This is a genomic window from Mycobacterium sp. 852002-51057_SCH5723018, from assembly GCF_001667035.1.
In the GTDB taxonomy this organism is placed as follows: Bacteria; Actinomycetota; Actinomycetes; order Mycobacteriales; family Mycobacteriaceae; genus Mycobacterium.
Genome location: NZ_LZIR01000123.1, coordinates 1 through 25,887, shown reverse-complemented (window position 1 = coordinate 25,887; position 25,887 = coordinate 1). Strand labels below are relative to the sequence as shown.

Annotated in this window: 16 protein-coding genes and 1 pseudogene; 9 read left to right on the top strand and 8 right to left on the bottom strand. The window is 65.1% G+C overall.

The features are described from left to right. Positions 1 to 187: 187 nt before the first annotated feature. Positions 188 to 1,366, top strand: coding sequence for a hypothetical protein (locus A5764_RS24580; protein WP_082951885.1), 1,179 nt, complete (start codon positions 188 to 190; stop codon positions 1,364 to 1,366). On the opposite strand, the gene A5764_RS29010 is transcribed toward A5764_RS24580, so the two are convergent. Next, positions 1,348 to 1,620 (bottom strand): hypothetical protein, encoded by a 273-nt coding sequence (locus A5764_RS29010; protein ID WP_197501717.1) that lies wholly within the window; start codon positions 1,618 to 1,620, stop codon positions 1,348 to 1,350. The two genes, A5764_RS24580 and A5764_RS29010, sit on opposite strands and share 19 nt — an antisense overlap. Between A5764_RS29010 and A5764_RS24570 the strand changes: the two genes are divergently transcribed. The 3 genes from A5764_RS24570 to A5764_RS24560 all read left to right on the top strand — a co-directional run bounded on the left by A5764_RS24570 (position 1,601) and on the right by A5764_RS24560 (position 4,504). Further along, a complete protein-coding gene (locus A5764_RS24570; RefSeq protein WP_067118596.1) occupies positions 1,601 to 2,791 on the top strand; it encodes an NHL repeat-containing protein in 1,191 nt (396 codons plus the stop codon). The two genes, A5764_RS29010 and A5764_RS24570, sit on opposite strands and share 20 nt — an antisense overlap. A gap of 160 nt (positions 2,792 to 2,951) precedes the next feature. Further along, on the top strand, positions 2,952 to 3,716 hold the full coding sequence (locus A5764_RS24565) for an NHL repeat-containing protein (protein WP_067118593.1): 765 nt from the start codon (positions 2,952 to 2,954) through the stop codon (positions 3,714 to 3,716). An 89-nt stretch (positions 3,717 to 3,805) separates the two neighbouring features. After that, positions 3,806 to 4,504 (top strand): esterase, encoded by a 699-nt coding sequence (locus tag A5764_RS24560; protein WP_156664856.1) that lies wholly within the window; start codon positions 3,806 to 3,808, stop codon positions 4,502 to 4,504. Positions 4,505 to 4,529: 25 nt separating this feature from the next. Here the strand turns inward: A5764_RS24560 and A5764_RS24555 are convergent, their stop codons facing one another. After that, entirely contained in the window at positions 4,530 to 4,742 is a 213-nt protein-coding gene (locus tag A5764_RS24555; RefSeq protein ID WP_067118590.1) for a DUF3072 domain-containing protein, read from the bottom strand. Between the two features lie 230 nt (positions 4,743 to 4,972). On the opposite strand from A5764_RS24555, the gene A5764_RS24550 reads away from it, so the two are divergent. Next, the gene (locus A5764_RS24550) at positions 4,973 to 5,734 is read left to right on the top strand and encodes a sensor domain-containing protein (protein WP_082951882.1); all 762 of its coding nucleotides are present in this window, start codon (positions 4,973 to 4,975) and stop codon (positions 5,732 to 5,734) included. Positions 5,735 to 5,794: 60 nt separating this feature from the next. Here the strand turns inward: A5764_RS24550 and A5764_RS24545 are convergent, their stop codons facing one another. Beyond that, on the bottom strand, positions 5,795 to 6,034 hold the full coding sequence (locus tag A5764_RS24545; protein ID WP_067118584.1) for a hypothetical protein: 240 nt from the start codon (positions 6,032 to 6,034) through the stop codon (positions 5,795 to 5,797). 457 nt (positions 6,035 to 6,491) lie between these two features. Here A5764_RS24545 and A5764_RS24540 point away from each other — a divergent pair. Further along, positions 6,492 to 18,092, top strand: a pseudogene (locus A5764_RS24540) (BTAD domain-containing putative transcriptional regulator). Here A5764_RS24540 and A5764_RS24535 read toward each other — a convergent pair. Next, the gene (locus A5764_RS24535; protein ID WP_067118581.1) at positions 18,089 to 19,300 is read right to left on the bottom strand and encodes a CaiB/BaiF CoA-transferase family protein; all 1,212 of its coding nucleotides are present in this window, start codon (positions 19,298 to 19,300) and stop codon (positions 18,089 to 18,091) included. The pseudogene A5764_RS24540 and the gene A5764_RS24535 overlap by 4 nt on opposite strands. 2 nt (positions 19,301 to 19,302) lie before the next feature. Then, entirely contained in the window at positions 19,303 to 20,136 is an 834-nt protein-coding gene (locus A5764_RS24530; protein WP_082951881.1) for an enoyl-CoA hydratase/isomerase family protein, read from the bottom strand. A gap of 99 nt (positions 20,137 to 20,235) precedes the next feature. On the opposite strand from A5764_RS24530, the gene A5764_RS24525 reads away from it, so the two are divergent. Then, the gene (locus tag A5764_RS24525) at positions 20,236 to 20,823 is read left to right on the top strand and encodes a TetR/AcrR family transcriptional regulator (protein ID WP_067118925.1); all 588 of its coding nucleotides are present in this window, start codon (positions 20,236 to 20,238) and stop codon (positions 20,821 to 20,823) included. Positions 20,824 to 20,856: 33 nt separating this feature from the next. Continuing rightward, positions 20,857 to 21,324 carry a lipocalin-like domain-containing protein gene (locus A5764_RS24520; RefSeq protein ID WP_067118576.1) on the top strand — a complete coding sequence of 156 codons (468 nt, stop codon included), beginning with the start codon at positions 20,857 to 20,859 and terminating at the stop codon, positions 21,322 to 21,324. Between the two features lie 167 nt (positions 21,325 to 21,491). Here the strand turns inward: A5764_RS24520 and A5764_RS24515 are convergent, their stop codons facing one another. The 3 genes from A5764_RS24515 to A5764_RS24505 form a co-directional block, all read right to left on the bottom strand. Next, on the bottom strand, positions 21,492 to 22,763 hold the full coding sequence (locus A5764_RS24515) for a fatty acid desaturase (RefSeq protein WP_067118573.1): 1,272 nt from the start codon (positions 22,761 to 22,763) through the stop codon (positions 21,492 to 21,494). Positions 22,764 to 22,950: 187 nt separating this feature from the next. After that, a complete protein-coding gene (locus A5764_RS24510; RefSeq protein ID WP_067118570.1) occupies positions 22,951 to 23,871 on the bottom strand; it encodes a YgcG family protein in 921 nt (306 codons plus the stop codon). 101 nt (positions 23,872 to 23,972) lie between these two features. Then, the gene (locus A5764_RS24505; RefSeq protein ID WP_067118922.1) at positions 23,973 to 24,461 is read right to left on the bottom strand and encodes a glutathione peroxidase; all 489 of its coding nucleotides are present in this window, start codon (positions 24,459 to 24,461) and stop codon (positions 23,973 to 23,975) included. A 102-nt stretch (positions 24,462 to 24,563) separates the two neighbouring features. Here A5764_RS24505 and A5764_RS24500 point away from each other — a divergent pair, with 102 nt between their 5' ends. Next, on the top strand, positions 24,564 to 25,565 hold the full coding sequence (locus A5764_RS24500) for a glycoside hydrolase family 6 protein (protein ID WP_067118567.1): 1,002 nt from the start codon (positions 24,564 to 24,566) through the stop codon (positions 25,563 to 25,565). Positions 25,566 to 25,887 lie beyond the last annotated feature (322 nt).

The following is a 25,887-nucleotide window of genomic DNA, read 5'->3' as shown; positions in this document are numbered from 1 at the left end:
TCATCTCAGCGGTCGCCGACGGACACAAGAATCACGCAAGGATCGCGCAAGGCGGGCGCCGCAGCCTCTACGTGACCGGGCGATCGAGCCCCGGAAACGTAAGGACATCGAGATGAGCACCACGCACCGCAATCGCGTCCCCCGTAATGTTCGTCGTCGGCGCGCGGGGCTCGGACGAAGAATCGAAATGACGACGCTCACGCTGATGGCAATGGCGACCGTCGCGGCGACGACCACCCTCGCGCCGGCCGCTCACGCCGAGCCCGACAATTCCCCGACGACGGCGGCCCAGGGCGTCGAAGCCCCGCTCGCGGCCGTCCCCTGGTCGCAGGTCGGCCCCGGTTGGGCGCTCGCCATGTGGAGCCCCGCCCCGGGATTGCACCCCGGCGAGACACCGCCCCCCGGCTCACCGACTTACCAGACGGCCGCCACGACGCTGTACCTGGTCGACCCGGCCGGTGGCCGGTACCCGATCACTACGTTCCCGCCACCGGGCAAGGGCTCGAGCCCCCGGCTGGTCGACTGGTCGGGCGACGGGACCCGCGCCCTGTTCTCGTTGCAGGAGAAGCGCCACACGGTCATCACCGAGGTCGATCTGCGGAGCGGCACGATGACCACCTTGACCGTTGAGGACAGCGATCCCAGCGCTCACTACACGCGCCCCGACGGCAAGGCGGTGCTTCTGCACCGGTCGAAGGCGGCCGACTCTCGCTCGCTCGAGCGAGTCGACCTCGCCGGCAACCACCAGCTGACATACCCGGTAGCGCAGGACTTTCGGGGGTATCTGTCCACGCCGGACGGCACCCGGCTCGTGTTGGGCACGCCCTCGGGCCTGGCACTCATGGGCAATGACGGGGTGGCCGGCAATGCGTTGCCGATCGTGGGTCAGAAGGATTGCACACCGATGCGGTGGTGGGACGCGGACTCGAAGGTCGCCCTGACCCGCTGCGACGCCTCCTCCGGGGGCTCGCAGCTGTGGCTGGTACCCATCGACGGCGGAACACCGACCGCTCTCACCGCGCCGAACAACGGGCACGACGGTCCGGATTACGGCGACTTGAACGCATGGCAGCTCCCCGCAGGGACGTACGTGCAGGCCGCGGGCGCATGCGGCGTCATCTACCTCGCCAAGCTCAACGATGACGGCACGACGTCACCGGTGTCGGTGCCCGATCTGAAGGGCCGCAGCGTCCGGGTGGTCGGCGTGAACGGGAGCGATATCTACCTTCAAGCCAGGGCGGGATGCGGGGGCGGAAAGTCACTCATCGACTACAACCCCTCGGCGAACACCTCAACCGTGCTGCTCGGGCCGCCGGTCAACGGCGGCGGCGTCATCAACGCAGTGCCCTACCCGGGCCAGAAGTAACGAGGGATGACGACCATGATCAAAACGAGACGCCACCAACGACTTACGCGAGGTTGTTTGATCGCGACGGCGACCATCGCCATCACCGTCACGGCGTGCTCGACGAGCGCGCCCAACGCGGGGTCGCCCACGACCGCCGTCAGCAAGCCGGCCGGCTGCGCGGTCAACCCGTCGTCCGCGCCGGTGCCGAGCGCCGAACCGCTCCGGCCGGTGCCGGCGGCCGGCAGGATCTCCGTGACGCTGAGCGGCATCACCTCGGGCACCGTCAAACCGGGCGAGCCGCCGGCCGAGGTCGATGTGTCGCTGTGCAACGACTCCCCCGTCGACTACCCGAAGGTCGGCGTCGTGCTGGTCCTGGACCATTGCAGCTGCGCGACCAACCCGCTCGGGCTCCCGTCCGGCACCGTCGAGCGCTTCGACCCGGCCACCGGGAGCTGGATGAAGCTTGAGCGCCCGGTCATAACGACGGGCATGGATTACCTCGGCACCTTCTCAAACGTGCAAGAGCTCCCGAAGGGCAAAGCCGCAACGTTGCGATACCGCATGGCGCTCAGTGCTTCGATGACTGGCGGCAAGGGCGGTCTGCAAGCCACGGCGGTCACCCCGAATCCCCTCGTTCAGATCGGCAAGGCGGACCTTCCGTTCACGGTCTCGACGGAGTCGACGACTCCGTCGAACGGGCCCAGACCGGGCGGCCAACAAACCGTCTTGCCATTCACGGGTCTTACCTACCCCCGCAACCTGGCAGTGGACTCGACCGGCGACGTCTACGTCGCCGACTCTTGGAGCAACCGGGTGCTGAAGTTTGCGGCCGGGTCCAGCCAGCCGACGTTGCTGCCGTTCACGGGCCTCAACAAGCCCGGAGGCGTCGCGGTCGACAGCGCAGGCGATGTCCTCGTCGCCGACGCGGCCAACAACCGGGTGCTGAAGCTGCCGGCCGAATCAAACCAACCGACGGTGCTGCCGTTCACCGGCCTGGACAACCCCCGACAAGTTGCGGTTGATAGCGCCGGCGACGTCTACGTCACCGATGGCAAGGCGCGGGTCGTCAAGTTGGCGGGCGGCTCCGCCTACCAGACCGTCCTACCGTTCGCCGGGCTCACGTGGGCCGGCGGTTTGGCCGTGGACGGGGCAGGCGACGTCTTCGTCTCGGACCCCAGCAACCACCGCGTCGTCGAGCTGCCGGCTGGATCCAGCGAGCAGACCGTGCTGTCGGTCGACGGCAAGGACGGCTCGATCGTGGCGGACCCCGCCGGGAATCTGTACGTCGCCGACAGCGAAAGCAAGCAGGTGCTGAAGTTGCCGGCCGGATCAAGCGATGCGAGCCCGCTGCGTTCACCGGTCTCAATGGACCCAACGCCGTGGCGGTGGATGGCGCCGGAAATGTCTACGTCCTCGACCGCAACGGCTTTGGCCGGGTCGTGAAGTTGGCGGTGACCTGATGCGGCGCCGGAAACGCAGACCTCTGGTCGCCCTAGCCGTGATGGTTGTGATGTCAACGGCCGGATGTTCGGCAACCAGCCCGGGGACGACGGCGACGTCACGAAGCGCAGCGGCACCGAGCGCTAGTCAGCCGTCGCACGCGGTGACCTATGCGCCGCAAGTGGTGCTGCCGTTCGGCAAGTCGATCAATCACCTCGCCGGCGTGGCGGTAGACGCGGCCGACAACGTCTACGCGCTCGACTTGCACTACGGCAAGGTGTGGGAGATGGCCGGGGGCACAGGCGAACCGACACCGCTGCCGTTCACCGACCTCGGCCAAGCCCTCGATGCGGCGGCAGACACGGCGGGCAACCTCTACGTCACCGACGGATTCCGCAAGCGGGTGCTGAAGCTGACGCCCGGGACCACGACCCCGACCGTGCTGCCGTTCGGCGACCTCGAGGTGATCGCTGGGGTTGCGGTCGACACCGCGGGCAACGTCTACGCCAGCGACTCCGGCAACAAGCAAATATTGAAACTCGAGCCGGGCTCGACGAACGCGACGGTGTTGCCGCTCAACAACATTGACCCCGATGGTGTGGCGGCGGACGCCAACGGCAACCTCTACGTTATCGACTCGGACGGCAAACGGGTGTTGAAGCTGGCGCCCGGCTCCACTAGCCCAACGACGCTGCGCTTCCCCGACCTCAAGCTGCCGACCCATGTGGCGGTGGATCGCGGCGGCAACGTCTACGTCGTCGATCTCGGCACCGACCACGTGCTGAGGCTGGATACGGGCACGACTACCCCAATCGTGCTGCCTTTCAACGACCTCAAGGACCCATCCAGTGTGGCAGTCGACAGCAAGGGCAACGTGTACCTCAACGACGGCCTCCACTTCCGGATTCTCAGGCTACAGGTCCGGTGATGACGATGTCGTACCGAAAAGTCTGCGGTACGGGAAGTTTCGGTTTTGCGAGGCGCAGCGGGCTCGCCTCGATCGCGGTTGCGGTTGTGATGGCCGGCGCAGTGGGCTGCGGCACCTCAGGCAACGCGCGCCAGACCACATCGACAGCATCCACGGCGACCACAACAGTTGCGGCGCAAGGGCAGTCGCCATGCGCGGACCTCAACGGAACGGTCCGGCCCGATCAGACCTGCCACCTCCGCAGCGCCACCCCCGACTACACGATCGACATCAGCTTTCCCCTCGACTACCCGGACATGCGGGCCGTGACCGACTTCCTGAAGCGGGACCGTGCTGCATTCCTCGATTGGGTCGCGAGGTTCGGGCCGTCGGATAGGCGCGGTCGGCCGTACCAATACATGGTCGCTCCCAAGGCTTTTCGTTCCGGGTCGCCGGACCGTGGTACGCAGAGCCTCGTCCTCAGGATCGACAACGACACCGGGTTTGCGCACGAAGGCCACCCGAACACCACCTTCCGGGCGTTGAACTTCGACCTCGGAAAGCGTGCCCCGATCACGTTCGACACGCTGTTCAAGCCGGAGGCAAAGCCCCTGGAGGTCCTCAATCCGATAGTCCGGCGGCAATTGAATGCGCCGACCGCCGACCTCGACGCGGGGACTTACCAGAACTTCGCGATCACGAACGAGGCGGTGGTCTTCTTCTTCGGCCAAGACCAAGTGGTGCGGGACAACGCCGGGCCACACAAGGTCACAGTGCCCCGCAGCGACCTCGCGTCGCTGCTGGCTTAACCAACGATCCGGGCCGCCCGGCTAGTCACCCACCACGTCCCGTCTGCTGCTGCAGCTCGTCGATGAGCTCCGACGCCTGTGCCTTCGTCATATCGTCGGGGACCTCCCGTCCGGCCTCCTGGGCCAGCGTGTGCACGTAGCTGCGCTGCGGGCCTGTCATGGGCTCGTCACCCGTCACCCACTCGGACGTGTCCTTCTCCGGGTTCTCGCGCGGCGCGTGCTGCATGTCGTCAGTCATGTCTTTCCACCTCCGACGGTGTAGATAGCCGTCGCACGCATGTTCGAAACCTCGACGTGCGCCACGTCAATGCCCAGAACGCATAGACAGTTCATAACAGGCATTTCACAGCCGGTTTTGCCGGTTCTAGCGTCGCTGCTGGCCGCCGCTGCGCAAAAAAATCTCGGCGCGGCGAATTTAAATATCGGTTGCGGTGTTGTGCGCTGTTGGAAGGCCGGACGGGAGAACCCATGACTGCAGTATCGGTGAACGCATCCAAGCCCAGGGGTGCGGCGGGCGTGCGCACGCTCCGCATGATCGGCTACGTCCTTGTCGCGGTGGCGGGGATGTCTCTCATGCTGACCGGCTGCACGGTGTCGGCCACCGGGCGCCCGGCGGCATCGCCGGACCTGGGGCATTGGCAGCCCCCGCAGATCCTCAACGCAAGCCTGACGAACCTGCTGCTGAGCGCCGGCGACGTCAACGCGGTCGGCCAAACGATGACCATGGCAGTCCGCAGGCCGATCTCGGAGATGTCACACAGCGAGGACGTGGTGTCGGATCGCAATTGCCTGGATGCCTACTCGCCCGTCGAGGCCGCGATCTATCGGGACAGCAGCTGGGTCGCGCTGGAAGGCCAGTTCCTCGACAACGCCCACTCGCGGGACCAGAACAAGCACGCCCTGCTCCAAGCCGTGGTCCGGTTCCGCGACGCCGACTTGGCCCAGCAGTTTTTCGCCAAAGCCAAGCCGCGGTGGTCCGCCTGCGCCGACCGGCCGCTGACCATCACGCAACCCGGCGACGATCCAGTCAAGTGGACTTTGGGCAAGCTGACGGGCAATGACACCACGCTCAGCATCGTCCAAACCCTCGGCGGCGGTAAGGGTTTCGCCTGCCAACGCGCGATGGGAGTGCGCAACAACATCATCATCGACACGTTGTGGTGTGGATTCGACACCGCCAACCAAGCAGGTGATGTCGTCGCCAAAATCGCCGCCGCAGTACAGCAATAATGAAACCGGTTTCGGCACAATCCTTTGTCGGTTATCGCTGCGGTGTGGCAGACCGGTGAGTCAGCTGAGCCGGCGGCGCAGGTCGAGGACCACGGCGTCGGGCGCGCGGTGGCTACGTGGGCCGGACGGGCGTAGATCACCCGCCAAGTCCCGGTAGTCCCAAACCATGTCGGCGAGCTCGCGCGCCGTGCGGCCCAGCGCCGCAGAGACGAAGCCCACCACGCGTCCAAGATGCACAGCTGTCGTATTCACCAGCTCGACCGCAATGTCGGTGGCGCGGTTCAACTCTCGCTCGAACATGAAACCCCTACTGTAATACGAGCAAAGCCTTACCGGCCGCCACCGAGACGCCGCCCACATGTGGCTGGCCAGAAGCCCACGCCCGCGTAGGCTACCCGCCGAAGGAGTCGGTTGCAATGCCCAGGTGAACATATGTATACGACGGTGACCACTTCTCACAGCTCGTAGAACCGGGGTGATGAGGTGTCCGGTGAACACCCACGGCCACTGCGAGATGGTCGACCGCAAACCAACATCCACGAGCGGAAACCGCCGAAGTGACCGGCGCCGTTCAAAACGGACATCCACGAGACAAGACCTGAATAGGCTCACGCGCAAAGAAGGACCAGTTTCATGAAGGAATGGCTTGTCACTCGAGGACCGGCCGGACCGCTTTTCCAGATGGCAGCTTTACCCAATCTTGACTGGGTGTTGAATCGTCTCCCCGACGATGAAGGATGTGGCTACGCTTCAAGCGGTGGAACTGGGGGTTTTGGGACCTGTCCAGGTCCGACAGGATGGCGCGCCCGTCACTATCCCGGGCGCCAAGCCGCGCGCCATCCTCACGATGCTCGGCCTGCACGCCGGCTCCGTCGTGTCGGCCGACACGCTCGTCGAGCTGCTCTGGGGCGAGGATCCGCCCCGCACCGCCGCCAAGGCCCTGCAGACCCACATCTCCTCGCTGCGCCGCACCCTGGGCGACGGGTTTGTCTTGACCGACGGCACGGGTTGGACCTTGGCCGAAACCCGGGTAGACGCCCCGCGCTACAAGTCGGCCGCTCGACTGGGGCGTGATGCCGCCGCCGCAGGCGACACGAGCCAAGCGGTGGCCCGCTTCGAGGAGGCGCTTGCCCTGTGGCGCGGAATCCCCGAACTGCCCGACGGCCGCCGGGGAACGTCCGAGAAGACCAGGTGGATCGAGGGCCATGCCGCGCTCGTGGAGGATCGGGCCGATGCGCTGCTCGCGACGGGCCGCGCCGCCGAGATCGTCGGCGAGCTCGAGGCCGCGGTGGCCGATGCGCCGCTGCGCGAAAGGCGGTGGGGCCAGCTGATGCTCGCCCTCTACCGCGCCGGCCGGCAGGGCGAGGCCCTTGGTGCTTACCAACGAGCGCGCGCGCTGCTCGCCGATGAACTGGGCGTCGACCCGGGGCCGGAACTTCGTCGGCGGGAGGCGGCGATCGTCGCACAGGACGCTGCGCTGGAAGTCCCAGCGATACAGCAACTTACGGGAATTACTCGAGCGGTGACCTTCCTGCTCACCGACATCGAGGGATCGACGGCCGCATGGGAGGCGGACGCCGGCGCCATGGCCGTTGCGCTCGCACGACATGACGAACTCGTCGAGCAGGTGGTCACGTCACGCGGAGGTCGGCTGATCAAGACCCGCGGCGAGGGCGATGCCACGTTCTCGGTCTTCGAGCGGCCGTCCGCGGCTGCCGCCGCGGCGATCGAGCTGCAAGACGCGATCGTCCACGAGCCGTGGGCGCTGCGGGAGCCCATGCGGGTCCGCGTGGCACTGCACACCGGCGAGGCGGAGCTGCGCGACGGCGACTACTTCGGCCGGGCGGTCAATCGCGCCGCGCGCCTGCGGTCGCTGGCCGCGGGTGGTCAAATCCTGTGCTCGGGCGCGACCGCCGAACTCGTCATCGACTCACTGCCCGATGACGTTGTGCTCGCCGACCTGGGGATGCGCGAGCTGCGCAACCTCGCGCGCCCCGAGCACGTCTTCGAGCTCCGACTGGAAACCGCCGACGAGCGTCCTCAACCAGTCCCCACCGATGCGCCCGTAAACCGCCCGAGCCTGCCCGCGGTGCTGACCGGCCCCGGGCCCTTCGTCGGGCGCGGGCCCGAGCTCGAGCGGCTCTTTTCGGCGTGGCAGAGCGCGCTCGCCGGTGGCACGAATGCGGTGCTGATCGCCGGCGAACCGGGCGTGGGCAAGACGCGCCTGGCCGGCGAATGGTCCCGGCTGGCCTATGACGACCAAGGCGCCCTGGTGATTTACGGCCGGTGCGACGAGGACCTCGGTGCGCCGTACCAGCCGTTCGCCGAGGCGTTGCGCTCGCTGGTGCCGTGCCTCGGTGCCGGTGTCCTTCGGGGGCTGCGCGGCGTGGAAGCGCTACTGCCCCTCGTTCCTGGGCTGGCCGATGTCCTACCCGACCTGGCCGCACCGACCCGCGCCGACCCCGACACCGAGCGCTACGCGCTTTTCGACGCCGTCGTTGCGCTGTTGGCGGTGGCGTCCGCTCACGCGCCAGTCGCGCTGATTCTCGACGACCTGCACTGGGCGGCGAAACCGACACTGCTCCTGCTGCGGCACCTGCTGCGTTTCGGCGAACAGGCCCGCGTGCAGATCATCGGCACCTATCGCAGCACCGATCTCGACCGCTCGCACCCTCTTTCGGCGATGCTCGCCGACCTGCACCGGGACGGTACCGCCAACCGCCTTCAGCTCAGCGGCCTCGACGAAGACGACGTGACCGCCTACGTCGCCGAGGCCGGTTACGACGACGAGGAGCTCGCCCGGGCGTTGGCGTCGGTCACGGGCGGCAACCCCTTCTTCCTGATCGAGGCTCTGCGGCACGTCGACGAAAGTGGCGGGCGGTGGGACGAGAGCACGCTGCCGCAGGGGGTTCGCGAGGCGGTAAGCCGTCGCCTGTCGCGGCTTGCAGCCGAGACCAACAAGGCCCTTGCCGCGGCCGCGGTGGTTGGCAGTCGGTTTGCCTTGGAACTGGTCGAGCGGGTGGTCGGAGACGATCTGGTGGACGCGTTCGACGAGGCGGGCAAGGCCGGCATCGTCATCGAGGAGCCCGGCGGTCGCTACCGGTTCAACCACGCCCTCGTCCGGCAGTCGCTGCTTGCCGAGCTGCCGTCGGTGCGGCGCATGCGGCTGCACCAGCGCATCGCCGCAACGCTGGAGCACGAGCCCGGCGCCGGCGACGAGCTGCTTGCCGAATTGGCTTACCACTATTTCGAATGTGCTTGGGCGGGAAACGCGGCCAAGGCCGTCGACTACTGCCGGCGCGCGGCGGACCAGGCGATGGCGCGCCTCGCCTACGAAGGCGCGGCCGATCTGTACGACCACGCACTGCACGCTCTGGAGGAGATCGACGACGAGCTGCCCGACCGCGACGACCAGATCGCCGAGCTGCTGGTCGCACGCTGCGAGGCGCTGCTGGCCGCGGGTGACGTGGCCTCGGCCGCGGGTGCGGTGTCCGAATTGCAAGCGGCTACAGTCGATTCCGTCCGGCTGGCGGCATGAGCGACGTGCTTCGACGGCCAGCTGTCGATGCTGATCCATCCCGAGCGATTGGACGAGATCGAAGCCGCGTTGGGTGCGGCCGCCCAAACGCTGGCCGGATTGGACGATGCCGCGGGCGAAGCCAAGGCCCATACCGTTCGGGCTGTTTGCCTTGCCCGGCTTGGGCGGATCGGCGACTGCGAAGTCGCCCTGGACGACGCTCTGACCGCGGCGCGCCGCGCACGCGACCACCGCCGGGTGAACGCCGTTTTGGCGGGCGCTCCGCTCGCGGCGCTGTGGGGACCCAATCCCGTTCCGCGCGCGGGCGGCCGGTGTCTTGACGTGGTGCGACTGCTGCGCATCACGACCGACTCCCCCGCGGTCGAAGCCACGTCCACGCGGTGCCAGGCTGTCTTGGAGGCCTTCCGCGGACGCGCCGAAGCGGCCCGGCGGATGATCGACTCGGCCCGGCGCACCGTCACCGAGCTCGGCCTGCGCCACGCCCTGCAAGAGGTCGAACAGTTCGCCGGCATCGTCGAGCTCGTCGTCGACGATCCCGCCGCGGCCGAGCCGCGTCTGCGTCAGGCGTACAACGCTTTTCGTCGCATGGGGCTGGACGCAGACACCGCCGAGACCGCCGCGCTGCTGGGCCGGGCATGTCTCGCGCTCGGTCGAGACGCCGAGGCCGACGAATTATGCACGGAGAGCGAACGTCTCGCCGGCAACGCGCTGAAGGCGTCGATCGCCTGGCGCACGCTTCGGGCGCAGCTATTGGCGCGCTCGGGCGATCACGCCGAGGCCCGACGGATCGCCGAGGCCGCTGTTGCTCTTGCGGAACGCACCGACCTTTTGGTCGACCACGGCGACGCATGCCTTGGGTTGGCAACGGTTTTGCAAGCCGCAGGTAATGTCGCCGGAGCGCGGGCCGCCGCCTCGCGAGCGGTGGACCTGTATGAGCGGAAAGGTGCTGCGGCACTTGCCGAGAAAGCGCGCCGCATTCTAGGTGCAGAACCACCGCCCGCCCCGGTTCCACCCGAGGTGCCAAGGGTCGAATTCGACAACGCGTGCGTCCGAGCGGGCGAACGCGTGGCGGCCGCCATAAATCGTGAGGCTTGGGACCAGTTCGAGCAGCTATTCGCACCAGATGGACTCATCGAGAGCCGCCGGAAGATTGTCGGCTTTGGACAGATCGACGTCCCACCGGGCGAGTTTCCACATGTGAACAGGCGCGTTTTGGAGACAGTCCCTATGCGGGTCACCCAAATGGTTATCGCCGTGCGAGGCGAGCGTCTAGCGCTCGCTCGATTGGTGATAGGCGCGGACGACGTCAGCCCTGGGGCACCGCAGGACGAATTCCTCCTGCTTTATGGCATTGATGAAGGTGGCCAGATCTCCCTGCAGGTGTGGTTCGACCTCGAAGACATCGACGCCGCTATGGCCGAGCTCGACGCCGCGTATACCCGATTCGAGGCAGAGTACCCGCCCGTGCGGCGACTGGAAAACAAGGCAGCACTCGTATTCGAGCACGTGTGGTCACACTTCGCGGCCCGCGACTGGAGCGCGCTGGCGGAAACCGTGAGCGATAACTATTCCGGCATCGATCATCGACGGGTCGTGAATGCCGGGATTCAACACGGTCGAGACGCCGTGGTGACAGATCTCCAGGCGGCCGCCGACGTTGGCTTCACGATATCGATGTTGAGCGCGATCGCGATTCGCGGCGACCGTCTCGTCCTAGCACGTGTTCGCGCCTCCGGACGCGACCCCGAGGCGATTGAAAACGATGCCCTTAACGTCGTCGAGATAGACACCGATGAGCGAATCGCGGCGGCCGTCACATTCGACCTCGAAGATTTCGACGCCGCGATCGCAGAGCTCGACGCACGCTACCTCGCCGGTGAAGCGGCCGCTCACGCACAGACCTGGTCAGCTCTCCTGCGTGCTTTCGCCGCTTTCAACAGACGCGAGCTCCCCTCGACGACGCCGGACTGGGTGAATATTGACCACCGCCGAGGGAGGGCGTTCTCGCCCGGTGACTTGATCCCGTACATCAATGCCACATGGGAAGTCGCGCCGCAAGCCATGATCTATGTCGAGTCAGTGCATCGGCTGAGCAACCTCGGAGCGGTCGTTACCCAGTCGACGCGTGGGACGTCGCCGGACGGCTTCGACGCCGAGTGGCTAGAGGTCACTCTTCTGACTATCGAAGGCGACCTGATGAGCCGCTGCGAAGTCTTCGACGAGGAAGAGATCGGCGCCGCGATCGCGAAGTTCGAACGGCTCAGTCGGCCGGCACCGCGGCTGGAAAACGCGGCAAGTCAAGTGGCCGAGCGCCTTTTAGACCGGTTCGACGTCGGCGACTGGGACGCCATAGCGGAAATCCTGGCTGACGACTTTTGCGGTGAAGATCGCCGTCGCGTTGTGGGTGCCGGTGTCCAAAACAGCCGCGATGTCGAACTCGCGAGCATACGCGCCGGTTACGACCTCGGGGGCACGACGATGACGTCGACCGTCATTGCCACCCGCGGCGCGCGCCTCATCCTTACGCGTACGCGCCATTCGGGCCCAAACCAAGCGCCCGACGCCTTTCTGATCGATGTCCTCGCCGTCGTTGAAATCAATGCAGACAATCGAATCGCGGCGCGCATCGTGTTCGAGCCCGACGACTTCGACGCCGCCATCGCCGAGCTCGACGCGCGCTACCTCGCACGCGAAGCGGCCGTCTACTCGCACACCTGGTCGTTGATCATAGGCGCATACGCCGCGCTCAACCGGCGCGAAGTTCCCCCGACGACACCGGATTGGGTCGATATCGATCGGCGGCGATCCGTAACGATCGAGGCGGGGGGCATGAAGGAATATCTCCGTGCCGCGTTCGACGCCACTCAAAACGTCAGCATGTACATCGAGGCAGTGCATCGACTGAGCGACTCCGGAGCGGTTGTCACTCACACGGCGCATGGCACCTCGCAAGAGGGCTTCGACGCCGAATGGCGGGTGATCGACGTTTTGACGTTCGAAGGCGACCTGATCGACCGCTCCGAGGTCTTCGACGAAGCAGACGTCGAGGTCGCGCTCGCGAGATTTGAAGAGCTCCATCGGCCGCCACGCCGGCTGGAAAACGCGGCGAGCCAAGCGGCGGAACGTCTCCGAAGGTGTTTCACGGCGCGCGACTGGGAAGGCTTGGCCGAAATATTGGCCGAAGACATCCTGGCTGACGATCGCCGTCGGATAGTGGGAACCGGCGTCCGACGCGGAAGGCAAGCTAACGTCGCCGACATCCGAGTCGGCGCCGATGTCGGCACCGAGGACATAACCTCGACCGTCATCGCGACGCGGGGAGACCGCATCGCCCTTGACCTTGCGCGGTTTTCCGCCAGCGATCAGCTAGCCGCGGGCCTAAATGTGGAGGTACTTCGCATTGTTGAGGTCGACACCGACAACCAGATGACATGTTGCCTCATGTTCGACGTCGACGACCTTGAGTCCGCCATCGCCGAACTCGATGCCCGATACCTCGCAGGCGAGGCAGCACCGCACTCGCGCACATGGTCGGCTATCACGCTCGGCTACGGCGCTTTCAACCGGCGCGAAGGGATTGCGACAACCGAGGACTGGGTCAACATCGACCACCGGCGCGCGGTAGCCGTCGCTCCTGGCGAGCTGACTGCGTACGTCCATGCCGCGTGGGACCTGGAGCAAGACGTCAGCATCTACATCGAAGCCGTACACCGGCTAAGCAACCTCGGAGCGGTCGTCACGCACGCGACGTATGCGACCTCGACACAGGGCTTCGCGGCCGAGTGGCGGATGGTCCTTCTCGTGACCGTCGACGGCAACGTGGTCAACCACTGCGAAGTCTTCGACGAGGCAGACCTGGACACCGCAATCGCCCAATTCGACGAATTGAGCCCGCAGACAAGGGGGCTGGAAAACGCGGCAAGCCAAGCGCGCGAGCGCCTGCAAGCGCATTTTGCAGTCCGCGACTGGGACGCCATCACCGAGATTATCGACGAGGACATTTGCACCGACGATCGTCGGAAGGTGGTGAATTCTGGCCTGCGACAGGGCCGGGAGGCCGTGATCGCCGAGATTTCCGGAGCCACCAAAATCGGGGTTGCAAGCATGACGTCGGACGTCATCGCCACCCGTGGGGGCAGCCTCGTGCTCGGGCGTGCCAAGACCTGGGGCCGCGACAGGCGACCTGAGGCTTTCCATACCGATGTCCTCGATGTCCTCGAAATCAACGCCGACGGAAAGCTGTTGGCACGGGTCGTATTCGACCTCGACGACATCGACGCAGCCTTCGAAGAGCTCGACGCCCGGTACTTAGCTGGGCAGGCAGCGCCCCACGCGCGCACGTGGTCGCTCATCTCAGCCAGCTACGCCGCGCTCAATCGGCGCGAGCATCCAGCGACGACACCAGATTGGGTGTCCATCGACCACCGGCGAGGGGTCTCGTTTCCGGCCGGTCAAGTGTCTGCATTACTCGCCAACTGGATCACAACGCCTGATCTAAGCAACTTCGTCGCGGCGGTGCATCGGCTAAACGACTTCGGAGCTGTGGTCACCTCTGTGACGAAGGAAACCTCGCGAGAGGGTTTCGAAGCCGAGTGGCGGGGGATCAGCGTTCTCACCATCGAAGGCGACTTGATCGACCGATTAGAAATCTTCGACGAGGCCGATCTGGACGCCGCACTCGCCCGGTTCGAGGAACTAAGCCAGCCGGTACCGCGGCTGGAAAACCCGGCAAGCCAAGTGTACGAACGGAGCAACGCGTGCTTCGCGGCCCACGACTGGGATGCCCTAGCGGAGACCTTCGCCGACGACATTTCGACGGAGGATCGCCGTCGGGTGGTAGGCGCGGCAGTCCTACACGGTCGAGACGCGGTGGTGGCGAACGCCGCGGCGATCGTCGACTTCGGGATGACGAATGTCACGTCGACCGTTATTGCGACCCGCGGCAAGCGTCTTGCCCTCGCGCGTGCGCGTTACTCGGGGACAGATCAAGAGCCCGGGGCATTCCACACGGACATACTCGGTGTTCTGGAGAGCAACGCCGACAATCGGATCGTGGCGCACGTCATCTTCGACCCCGACGACATCGACGCAGCCTTCGACGAGCTCGATGCCCGGTACTTGGCCGGGGAGGCGGCGGTCCACGCACGCACGTGGTCGGTCATCACGCGGGCCTACGCCGCGCTCAATCGGCGCGAACTCCCTCCGACGACACCAGATTGGGTGAACATCGACCACCGCCGAGGAACATCGTTTGCTTCCGGTGAAATGCCCGCGTTACTCGATGCCGCGTGGAACTTCACGACTGACCTCAGCCACGCCATCGAGACTGTGCATCGGCTGAATGATCTCGGAGCGGTAGTCACCAACGTGTCCCATGAGACCTCGCAAGAGGGCACCGACGCCGAGTGGCGAGTGATCACCGTCGGAACGGTCGACGGTGACATGCTCAGCCGCTGCGAGATATTCGACGAGGCAGACCTCGACGCGGCGCTCGCCCGATTCGAGGAGCTGCACTCGCAAACACCCCGACTCGAAAACGTTGCAAGCCAAGTGGCCGAGCGCTTCTTGTCGAATTTTGCCGTTCGCGATTGGGACGCCATGGAGGGACTACTCGCCGCCGACATCTGCACATACGACCGCCGCCGGGTCGTAAACGACGGCATCCGACGCGGTCGAGACGTCGAGATGGCGAACTGGCGAGCCACCGGCGACATCTGGCTCAGTCATGTGACGTCGACTGTAATGGCGACCCGCGGAAAGGATCTCGCGCTCTTGAGTTTGGTCTTCACCGGTCAAGACCAGCCACATGAGGCGTTCTACGCCGAGGCACTCGCCATCCTCGAGATCAACGACGACAACCGAATTGCGAGGATCGTCGTGATCGAGCCGGACGAAGTCAAAGCCGCTTTCGCCGAGCTTGAGGCCCGATATCTCGTGGGCCAAGCGGCCGCTTACTCACGAACGTGGTCAGTGATCGCGTCGTCCTTCGCCGCGTTCAATCGACACGAAGTCCCTGCGGCGGACTGGGTCACTATCGATCACCGGCGAGGGACGCCGTTCGAACGCAGCAACATGACCCCGTCTATCCGCACCATTTGGGACCTCACACCAGACCTGAACATCGACATCGAGGAGGTGCATCGGCTCAACACTTTCGGAGCTGTCATCACCCATAGAGGCCATGGGACTTCGCAAGAGGGATTCGACGCCGAGTGGCTGGCGATCGACCTCTTTGTGATCGACGGCGATGTGATCAGTCGCTGCGAAATCTTCGACGAGACAGACCTCGACGCCGCGCTGGCTAGGTTTGAGGAGCTGCACGGCGAGGCGCGGGAACTGCACCCGCAGGCCTCGCGACTGGAAAACACCGCAAGCCTTATGAACGAACGCTTTTGGACGCATTTTGCGGCTCGCGACTGGGACGCGATGGCCGAGCTGACGGCCGACAACATTTGCAGTGAAGATCGCCGTCGTGTTGTGAACGGCGGCGTACGGCACGGTCGGGAAGCCCACATCGCGGACATGCGAGTCATCGCCGAAATTGTTGACCCACAGAACCTGACTCCGACCGTCATTGCGACCCGCGGAGCTCGGCTCGCCCTTTCTCATATCCGCTCCTCGAACCGCGTGGTGGGGCCCGATGAAATCACTGCCGAGGTTCTGTCCATCGTCGAAATCGACGCTGACAACCGGATTGTGGCGGACGTCGGCTTCGACCCGAACGACCTCGACGCCGCGTTTGAAGAGCTCGACGCACGGTACCTTGCCGGCGAGGCGGCTCCCCACGCGCAGACGTGGTCGGTTATCGCACGGGAATGCGCCGCGTTCAACCGGCATCAACTCCCGGCGGCGAACTGGGTCACCGTCGACCACAGGCAGCTCGCCGTAATCGACGCGCGCGAAGGCCAAGCGGCCATGCGTGACATCTGGGAAGTCACGCCCGACCTCAGCATGCGGATCGAGGCGGTGCATCGGCTCAGCAGTTTCGGAGCGGTCTCCAGCTATGCGGCGTCTGGGACCTCGCCAGAAGGCTTGGATGTCGAGTGGCCGATGATCCTTCTTTTAACTCTCGAAGGCGACCGGATCAACCGCTGCGAAATCTTCGACGAGGCAGACCTCGACGCCGCGCTCGCCCGATTTGGGGAACTGCAACCGCAGGGCCCGCGGCTGGAAAACGCGGCAAGCCAAGTGGGTGAGCGGTTCCTAACGCGCTTCGCGGCACGCGACTGGGAGGCCATGGCGGAGCTACTGGCCGACGACTATTCCAGTGACGATCGTCGTGGGGTAGTGGGAGCAGGCGTCCGACACGGTCGAGATGCCCAAATTGCGGACTTACGCGCTATCGCCGACCTCTGGATCACGAACGTCAAAATGACCGTCATCGCGACGCGCGGGGAGCGCCTCGTCCTCACGCGCACCAGTTTTTCGGGCCGCGATCAAGGGTCCGAGGCATTCCTCTCGGACGTACTGGACGTCGCGGAGATCAGCGCCGATGGGCGGTACCTGGCGAACGTCTCGTTCGACCTCGACGACTTCGACTCCGCGATCGCGGAACTCGACGCCAGGTACCTCGCCGGAGAGGCGGCCGCCCACGCGCGCTCGTGGTCGGTGATTGCTTGCACCTACGCCGGGTTCAATCGGCACGAATTTCCACCGATGACACCGGATTCGGTGAGCCTCGATCATCGACGGCTCGTAACGAACGAGGCGGTTGATCTCGCCGCAGCTACGCGTAGTGTGTGGGACGTCGCGCCGGACCTTAGCGTCTACATAGCGACTGTGCATCGGCTGAGTGAACTCGGAGCCGTTGTCACGCACATAGGTCATGGCACCTCACCGGACGGCTTCGACGCCGAGTGGTGGATGGTCAACATTTTCACGGTCGAAGGTGACCTGATCAGCCGCTGCGAAATCTTCGACGAGGCAGACCTCGACGCCGCGCTCGCCCGTTTCGAGGAGCTGCACCCCCAGGCGCGACGGCTGGAAAGCGCTGTAACGCTTGCGACCGAGGGTTTCATGGTGCACTTCGCGACACGCGACTGGGACTCCATGGCAGCGACGCTGGCCGCCGACATCTCCGTCGACGATCGCCGGCGCGGTATCAATGCCGGAACACGACACGGTCGGAATGCCGCGATCGAAGATTTGCGAGCCAGCGTGGATGCCGGGTTCACCGACGCGGCGTCGACCGTCATAGCAACCCGCGGCGACCGCCTCGGCCTCGCGCGTGTCCACTTTTCGGAGCGCAGCGAGCGACCCGGGACTTTCCGAGTTGACGTCTTTCATCTCATCGAGACCAATGCCGACGGCCAGACCGCGGCAGTCGTCGTGTTCGACGTCGACGATATCGACGCGGCCTTCATGGAGCTTGATGCTCGGTACCTCGCCGGCGAAGCCGCCGCCCATTCGCACATGTGGACGCTCGTCACGCACGCGTATGAAGCGCTTAACAAACGCCAACTGCCAAAGACCACCTCAGACTGGGTGAACATCGATCACCGGCGACTCGCACCTATCGCGACCGGTGATCTGGGCGCATACCTCCTTGTGACATGGGATGCCACGCCGCAATCTGCCATCCGCATCGAGGCCGTGCATCGGTTGAGCAAGGCCGGGGCAGTCGTCACTCACTTGGTGGAAGGGACCTCAGAATTGGGTTTTGACGCCGAGTGGCGAACGGTCGCTCTTGTGACGTTTGACGGCGACAAGATCGACCGCTGCGAGCTATTCGACGAGGACGGCCTTGACGCCGCGCTCGCAAGGTTCGACGAGCTCGATCGGCCGCAGCCGCCGCTCGAGAACGGCGCAGCGCTGGACTAACTCGTCCTGACCAGAGCGCCGCTGTCTTTGAGGTCTTGGATCTGGCTGTTGGTGCAGCCAAGCTCTTTGAGGATTTCTTCGTTGTGTTCTCCTCGGAGAGCAGGTATTTGGTCGCTCAGGGTTCCGTCATGGCCGCTGAAATGCCACGGCGGCGCCGGGATCGTGATGACTCCCCCGTTTCGGTCCGAAACCTCACGGGTGGTAACCCAGCTCTTGGCCCAGTCGGTGTCGTTGAATTCAGCGACGTCCCGCAGTTGGCCGGTGGCGACCTTGGCCTCATCGAACTGCGCGTCAAGGGATTCCATGGAGTCGAACGTATAGATCCAGTCCTGGATGATGCCGTGCAGGACGGCGATGTTTTGCCTACGCAATTCGACGGTGACGAATCGCGGGTCGTCGGCGAGATCGGGACGACGCATGGCGTGCAGGTAGAAGGGGAAGGTCATGGTGCCGACGATGCTGATCGGTGCGACGAACTGATGCCCCTCGGGGCTGGTGAAGAACGGACAGTCGGTCGCGCCCAGAATCGGGGGCTCAAGGCCGAGGTCAATGCCCGACAGGTCGTAGTGCACGCGCTCGTTGATCGAGTTGAGCACTGCGGCCATCGCGACGTCGACGTATTGGCCTTCGCCGGTAACCCTTCGCCGCTGCAGTGCGGCCAGCGCCGCGATCGTCCCGTGCAATCCGGCGTACACGTCGCCGTGTGACAGCGAATCGGAGCGTCGGGCATCGCCGTCAACATCAAACTGCCGCAACGTGTTCTGGGTGAAGCCCACCTCAGCCTGCACCGTGGGTGCGTAAGCCATCCGGGTGCGCCACGGACCCGTCTGACCGTAACCGCTGATGGAGACGTAGACCACGGCGGGATTGCGCGCGGCCACCGATTGATAATCCAGGCCGAACGCGGCCAGGGCGCCGGGACGGAAATTCTCGACGATCACGTCAGCCGTATCGCACAGTTGCGCCACCACCTCACGAGCGGCGGGATAATGCAAATCGATGCTGAGGTTCCGCTTTCCGGCGTTCTGTTGCGCGTAGTACCCGCTGATCTCGCCCACCCGGGGGTGGGCCACGCGGCTGATGTCTCCGGCGGGCGGTTCGATCTTGATCACATCGGCGCCAAGGTCGAGCAGATGCTTGGTGCAGTGCGGTCCGGCCAGCACCCGCGTGAAGTCGACGACGCGGACACCTTCCAGTGGTAAGGCCATCGTCAGCGCCCCACGAATCGTGCGGCCCCGGGACCTTCGGTGGCCAACGATTCCAACCCGCGCTTCAAATCCTCGGATTTCCAGTATTCGGCCTGTAACTCGGCCATGGCTTCGTCGGTCGCAGACACCCCGTGAGCGGCGGCGTAGGACACGATCGCCTTGGTGGAGGCGTGTGCGAGCGTGGGGCCGTTGGCGAGTTCGCGGGCGATGGTCAAACTGACATCGTCGAGCTTATCGTCGGGAACCACACGGTTGACAATGTTCCAGCGCTCCAGGGTCCGGGCGTCATAACGGCGGGCCAGCATAGCCATCTCCTTGGCCCGTGCCGCGCCGGCGCGTTCGGTGATCCGCTGGATGGCGCCCATCAACGGGTTGAGCCCGAGAGTGGCTTCGACACAACCGATTTTGGCCGACTCACTGGCGACGATCAGATCGCACGCCAGCGCGATCTCGAGCCCGCCGCCGACCGTCACCCCATGGATTGCGGCCACGATCGGTACCGGCACCGCATCAAAGGCGCGTAGCACCTGCACCGCGTCGAAGCTATCCGGGGCAACACCTTGTTCGACGCTCTCAAAAAGCGAGATGTCCGCGCCGGCACAGAAGTTGCGCAAACCGCTGCGCAGCAGCACCGCTCGCGCGCCGGAATCCTCGGCCCACTGCAAACCCTCGAGTAAACCGGCCACCAGCGCCGTTCCGATGAAGTTGTGGGGAGGCTGCTGCATCGTCAGCACCGCCACCTGGCCGTCCATCTCCTGCCCCACAGGTGGGGTATCCGGGTCGGGAACAACCAGACGCGCGGGTGCCCCACCAGGCATATCGACCGTCGAGCTCATCCGCCGATCTCCCAACTATGTCGTTCGTCATACTTATTAGTACTGTCTATCACGATGATGATTGGAATGCCAGCATAGGTTTTAAGTATGATGAGCATCATGGTTCAACGAAGCGACAGCCGCGACCGAATGATCGCCGCGGCGCGTCGGCTGTTTCGCGAGCACGGCTACATGGGCACCGCCCTGTCCGACGTGATCGCCGAGAGCGCCGCGCCACGCGGTTCGATGTATTTCCACTTCCCCGGCGGCAAAGAGGAACTGGCTACCGAGGTTGCCCTGGCCCACGCCGCCGACGTCATGGCCCACATCAACCGCGTCGCCGGCGCCACCGAAACGGCGCCTGATTTCATCGCCGCATTTCTGGGTCGCTTCCGCGACCAGATCGTCTCCAGCGGCTATCGAGAGGGGTGTGCGGTCGCACCGATCGTCATCGAATCGACGCCGGCCTCCGCACCGCTGAGTGACGTGACCCGACGCGGCTTCGAAGACCTCATCGCCACCTTGGCCGCTCGCCTTGAAGAAAAAGGCATTCCCCGCCAACGTTCCACGACGTTGGCGACCAACATCGCCACCAGCATGGAGGGCGCCCTGATCATGTGCCGCGTCCTGCGCAGCCCCGCACCGTTCGACACCGCTATCGACGCGCTGACGGCCAGCGCGGAATCAGCCGCTGCCACCGCACGCTGAACCCACACCGCACCGCGAAAGGCATCCCAAACCATGACCACGCTTACCGCAACCGAGCTGCGCGAATACATCATCGGCGCATGGACTTTGGAGTCCTATCAAAGCTCCGCACTTGACGGATCCGACGTGCGCTATCCCCTGGGCGTTGACGCGCGAGGAATCATCATGTACACCGCCGATGGTTACATGTCCGCACAAATCATGCGCGTCGACCGGCCAGAGTTTCAGGTGGGCGACCTCGCCGCGGCTGACAAAGACGAACTCGCGGCCGCCGCCAGCGGGTACCTGGCCTACACGGGCCCGTACAGCGTGACCGACGGCATCCTGGCCCATCACGTGGATGTCAGCCTGCTGCCCAATTGGATTGGTGGAACACAATACCGCGCAGCCCAAATCGCAGAGTCACGGTTGGAATTGAGCCCGACCAAGCCCGTGCTCATCGACGGGGGCCAACCCCGCAAGGGCCGCTTGGTCTGGCGGCGGGCGCGTCCCTCCGACTGATCGATTGGCCCCATCAGCGATCCTGAACACGCGCGGAACGCCGACGCGCTGGAAGCGGTATTGGCAGACGGCGGCGAGCGCTTGGGTGGACGCCCGGACGTTGGGGCGCACCGAGGCCTGAGCGGCTCCCGTCTTCGCTTACGTCGACGGACTCTTACGTCGACGGGCTATTTGAGGATCTGAGCCGGGCGTCGACGTGGCTTCGCACCACGCCATTGGTGCACCGCTGCGATCGCCGTCTTGAGCCCGCGGCGGCGCCCTGTCACTCGGTCCGCTGCGGCGAAACCGGGCTCGAGTTGAGCGAACATCTGCTCGCTGCGGGTTTCCGGCGCGTCGTCGGCGGTGTCGCGCAGGTACTTGTTGGGCAGCGACAGCTTGGCTATCGTGCGCCAGGTCTTGCCGTACTGCATGAGGAAAGAGCCTGTCGTGTACGGCAAGTCGTATTTGTCGCACAACGCGCGCACCCGCGCCGAGGCCTCGTGTAGCCGGTTGCTCGGCATATCGGGAAACAGATGATGCTCGATCTGATGGCACAGATTGCCGCTCATGAACCGCAGAACGGGGCCGGCCTCGAAGTTGGCGCTGCCCAGCATCTGGCGCAGGTACCACTCGCCCTTCGTCTCACCGACCATGTCGGTCTTCGTGAATTTTTCTGCGCCATCGGGGAAATGCCCACAGAAGATCACCGCGTTGGCCCAGATATTGCGGATCACGTTGGCCACCGCGTTGGCCTTCAGCGTCGATTTGTAGGTGGCAGCCGGTGACAGCGAAGTCAGCGCGGGGAACGCGACGTAGTCCTTGAACACCTGCCTGCCGGCCTTGACTGAGAACTCACGTGCCAGCTGAAGGGTGGAGTCGCGCTCCGGGCCGGCCTTCAAGATCTTTTCGAAATCGACCGTCTGGGTGCCAATCCCCCACTCGAACCCAAGCGCGAGGATGGCATTGAACAGCACGTTGCCGATGTTGAAGAGCTGCCAGGGCTGGTCGCGAGTGACGCGCAGGACGTAGTAGCCCACATCTTCGTCCATACCGAGGATGTTGGTGTACTTGTGATGCTGAAAGTTGTGGGCGGAAATCCAGTGTTTCGACGCCGCGGTCATGTCCCACTCCCACGTCGTGGAGTGAATTTCCGGATCGTTCATCCAGTTCCACTGACCGTGCATGACGTTGTGGCCGATCTCCATGTTCTCGATGATCTTGGCCCCAGCTAAGGTCGCGGTTCCCGCACACCATGCCCAGCGCTTCGAGCTGCCGGCCAGCATGAGCCGTCCGGCAAGATCCAGAGCACGTTGTGCCGCGATGGTGCGGCGAATGTAGCGGGCGTCGCGCGCCCCGAGAGAATCCTCAACGTCCTGCCGGATCGCGTCGAGCTCCACCGCCAAACTGGCGATGTCGGAGTCAGTCAAGTGGGCGAAGGCTGGAACGTCAGTAATCGCGATGGTGTCGTCCCCTTCGGGTTCTTCGGTGTCAGGACCTCAGCGTTGAGATGCCATCGGCATATGCCCAATCGGCGGGCGAGGCCAGTCGCTCGAAGGGGTAACGAGCCAACCTGACTTGAGGTTCCCTCCGGGTGGCCGACTTACCTGATTCTAATGTCAGCACGCTGATCCATGGCTACCCTACCCATCATCGCGTAGATGCGGTGCCACGACGTCGTCGCGGACGGTGTCCTGCCAGCACGTCGGTGTTTGCCAGCGTCTGCGCCTGAGCGGCCAGGGTCGATGCCCTGTTGGCATAGGCAATCGCTTCGGCGTCGTTCGTTGTTTCCGTGCCATGCGCCGCCGCCAAATACCGCTTCGCCTCTTCGAACCGGGTCTGCGCCTCGGCGCCGACGCTCTCGCGATGCCTGGCGACGTAGTCAGAAATCTGGCGCAATCTGGAGTCAGCGGTGGACAACGCCTGCCCCAGCGAATGATCGCGCCCTTCGATGTTCACCTGCCCGCCGCTTGGGTCGACCCGGCGCGCGGCGCGCCGGCGGCGGCGGCGCACGAGATAAAACACGAGAACCACCACGACTACGACCACGACGACTACCACCACGCCAATCGCGATTAGCGGCCAGATCCGCTTTGACGAGCTTGCCGATTTGTTCAGTCCGTCAGCCGCAGCGACCGCCGCACCGCTCCAATCTTTAGCGTTCACCGCCGGTTCGATTTGCTTGCTGCGCAGGCTGTTTAGCTCGTCTGCCGTGACGCCCTGCGCCGTCGGCGGCGCGGTGAACGCGTACAGCTTCGTGTTCGTGGCCACGGCCAGCAGCGCGTCGTGACCGCCCATCCCGCTGGCGCTGCGGGTTCGGTCGGCCCAGTTGTCGGGCTTGAACCTGGAGAAGTTGTCGACGTAGACCACCCAGAGTTGGATGTGCCGATCGCGGTAAAGCCGGTCGATCGCCGAGCTGACGGCCGCCCGACCGGGATCCGTCAATACCCCGGTGCTGTCGGTGATGTGATCGGTGAGCTTGGACGGCGGTTGCGCGCCGGCGGGAGCTGCCAGCAGCAACCCCGCCGTAAGGACCGCCAGGACTGCACCGAACAGGCGAACGACGCGCATACGGGTAATCTAGCCCGCCGCCGGCCACGATCCAGGCTTGCGCAAGCCTTGCTTCATGGTGCAGACCCGCCGACGCCGCCCAGACGGTTGATCTACACCTCCTATCGGGGCAGCACGGCCTCGATGGCCCCGACCACCTCGGGCGCGTCCGGTTCCGTCCTCGGACGAAACCGATTGACCACTTCGCCATCGGGAGCGACCAAAAACTTCTCGAAGTTCCATTGAATGTCGCCTGCTGCGCCGTCGGAATCGACGGCCTTGGTCAGCTCGGCATACAGCGGGTGGCGGTCGTCGCCGTTGACGTCGGCCTTCGCCAGCAACGGAAACGTCACCCCGTAAGTCGTCGAGCAGAACTCCTGGATCTCGTCGGCGGTGCCCGGTTCCTGGCCCATGAACTGGTTGCACGGAACGCCGACGACCGTCAGTCCACGGTCACCGTAGTCCGTGGCGAGCTTCTCCAACGCGGTGTACTGCGGAGTCAGCCCACACTTGGAGGCTACGTTCACGACCAGCGTTGCGCCGTCAGACAATTCGGCTAGCGTAGTCGGCGTGCCGTCGAGGGTGGTTAAGGCGATGTCTTTGATACTCACACCGACGACGCTAACACCGCCCACGTCGTCCAAAGTGCCGAGTGCGCCATACCTGCCGTCGGCGATTGGCGCTCGATGTTCTGGAGCACTAATTTTCCTGGGGTGACGTTCTCAGCTGCTGGTGCAGTCGCGCGGTGGATCGCCCCCTTCCTAACGGTTACGGCCGTTGCCGGCGCGAGTTATCTCGCCAACCCCGTGCAGGTCGGTCCCGCCCCGACGGTGCGCTTGGCCGATGACGCCAACCCGCTGGCCGGCATGCCCTTCTACGCCAATCCAAACTCGGCGGCCATGCGGGCCGCGCAGCATGCCGATCCGCCGAGTCCCGAGTTGACCGCCATCGCCAACACGCCGCAGGCGTACTGGATCGTCCCGGGCTCCTCGGCAGCGACGGTCGCGAAGTACACCGGCGACGCGCAGGCTGCCGGCGCCATCCCGGTTCTGGCGATTTATGGAATCCCGCACCGCGACTGTGGCAGCTTCGCTGCGGGTGGCATGGCGACGGCCGACGACTACCGCGGGTGGATCGACGGCATCGCATCCGGGGTGGGCGCTTCGCGGACGGCGATCATCCTGGAACCCGATGCACTCGCCATGGCCGACTGCCTGTCGGCCGACCAGCGCCAGGAACGCTACGACTTGATTCGCTACGCCGTCGACACGCTGACGCGGAGTCCGGGCACCGCCGTGTACGTCGACGGTGGTCACTTGCGCTGGCATAGCGCCGAGGACATGGCCGCCAGGCTCAACAAGGTCGACGTCGCCCGTGCCCGGGGTTTCAGCCTCAACACCGCGAACTTCTGGACCACCGGGGACGAAATCGGCTACGGAGAGGCGATTTCGGGGCTCACGAACGGTTCCCACTACGTGATCGACACGTCGCGCAACGGCGCCGGACCTGCACCCGACTCCGGGCTCAACTGGTGCAACCCCAGCGGCCGAGGGTTGGGCACGCCGCCTACCACCGCTACCGCGGGCGCGCACGCCGACGCCTACCTGTGGATCAAACGCCCCGGTGAATCCGACGGAACATGCGACAAGGGTGATCCGCCCGCGGGCACCTTCGTGAATCAGTACGCCATCGATTTGGCCCGCGCCGCAGGCTAGTAGACGCCGGTCCCGGGTCGGGCGATCGCCTAATGCCGTGCCGTTCGTCGACCGCGTAGGCCGGAAAGTGGCCCGGTCAGGCGTAGGGCCGGGCCAAGAGACGCTACCGCTTGTCACCAGCCAGCTTTGACGATGCGCGGGATTATGACGGATGTTGACGCGCCGGCGACGGCGAGAATTCTTCTATCCCAGCTGTGGCGAGACCGCCGCAGCAGCACCTGTCGCTTACGGGGGCTCCCCCGGCGGCACGGCGCCGGCCCTGGGGCTGACACTGGCGAACGGAGCGAGCTGTATTGGCTACCTGCGCTGCTGGCAGCGGGGC

Excerpts from the sequence above, each read along its gene's own strand:
- A5764_RS24530 (WP_082951881.1), bottom strand. The coding sequence starts at position 20,136 with ATGAGCTCGACGGTCGATATGCCTGGTGGGGCACCCGCGCGTCTGGTT.
- A5764_RS24510 (WP_067118570.1), bottom strand. The coding sequence starts at position 23,871 with ATGCGCGTCGTTCGCCTGTTCGGTGCAGTCCTGGCGGTCCTTACGGCG.
- A5764_RS24560 (WP_156664856.1), top strand. The coding sequence starts at position 3,806 with ATGGCCGGCGCAGTGGGCTGCGGCACCTCAGGCAACGCGCGCCAGACC.
- A5764_RS24520 (WP_067118576.1), top strand. The coding sequence starts at position 20,857 with ATGACCACGCTTACCGCAACCGAGCTGCGCGAATACATCATCGGCGCA.
- A5764_RS24550 (WP_082951882.1), top strand. The coding sequence starts at position 4,973 with ATGACTGCAGTATCGGTGAACGCATCCAAGCCCAGGGGTGCGGCGGGC.
- A5764_RS24545 (WP_067118584.1), bottom strand. The coding sequence starts at position 6,034 with ATGTTCGAGCGAGAGTTGAACCGCGCCACCGACATTGCGGTCGAGCTG.
- A5764_RS24535 (WP_067118581.1), bottom strand. The coding sequence starts at position 19,300 with ATGGCCTTACCACTGGAAGGTGTCCGCGTCGTCGACTTCACGCGGGTG.
- A5764_RS24555 (WP_067118590.1), bottom strand. The coding sequence starts at position 4,742 with ATGACTGACGACATGCAGCACGCGCCGCGCGAGAACCCGGAGAAGGAC.
- A5764_RS24525 (WP_067118925.1), top strand. The coding sequence starts at position 20,236 with ATGGTTCAACGAAGCGACAGCCGCGACCGAATGATCGCCGCGGCGCGT.
- A5764_RS24580 (WP_082951885.1), top strand. The coding sequence starts at position 188 with ATGACGACGCTCACGCTGATGGCAATGGCGACCGTCGCGGCGACGACC.